The 737-nt window shown below is 44.0% G+C and carries 1 protein-coding gene; it reads left to right on the top strand.

Translation table 11 applies throughout. From position 1 onward, the window contains the following. On the top strand, positions 1 to 737 hold a 737-nt coding region (locus A3761_RS07205; protein ID WP_197472931.1), incomplete at both ends, for a RimK/LysX family protein.

Here is a 737-nt window from a genome sequence, read left to right as displayed (position 1 = left end):
TTATTCTTGTAATGACAGCATCCAAATCATTAAGTATCGTTCCTCCGCGATAATGCGCTTCAGGTTCCAGTGCATCCAGTTTCAGAATAATCGCCGTACAGTTATCAGGTGTGAGCGCCCGATCATAGACAAGCGAGTTGTTAAAAGCTCTAGTGGCGTCTCAGAAACCCGTTTTGTTGTGCAAGCGCCACTAAAAATTGGTGAAATGATTTGGGAAGTAGAGTTAACGCTTGCTAATAGAGACTCCATGGGTTTCAGAATGCTTCTTGGGAGAGAAGCTATGGTAGGCCGGATGCTTGTTGACCCTGAACAAGAAGACTTGATGGGTGCAATTTCACAAGAAACAATCGATGGATATTATGGAAAAAAGGAACCTGAAAAGAGTGGTCTTAAGATCGCCCTGCTCGCAAGCAATGAAGAGCTGTATAGCAACCAGAGATTACTGGAGGCTGGCGAAGAGCGAGGCCATGAAATGGTTTTCCTCAATGTTAAGCAATGCTATATGAAACTGGATGCACTGGAACCTGAAGCGCATTATCGCGGAGGAACGATACTTAATGATTTGGATGCTGTCATTACAAGAATAAGACCTAGCGTGACATTTTACGGAACCGCATTAGCTCGCCAATTTGAAAGCATGGGGATCTATACAACGAACTCCTCAGCTGCAATTTCACAGTCCAGAGACAAACTGTTCTCTTTGCAACTCATGCTCAAGAGTGGCATCAATATTCCAA

Source organism: Oleiphilus sp. HI0123 (genome assembly GCF_001635315.1).
Note: the sequence above shows the minus strand (reverse complement) of the source record. Positions and strands in the feature narration are given on the sequence as shown.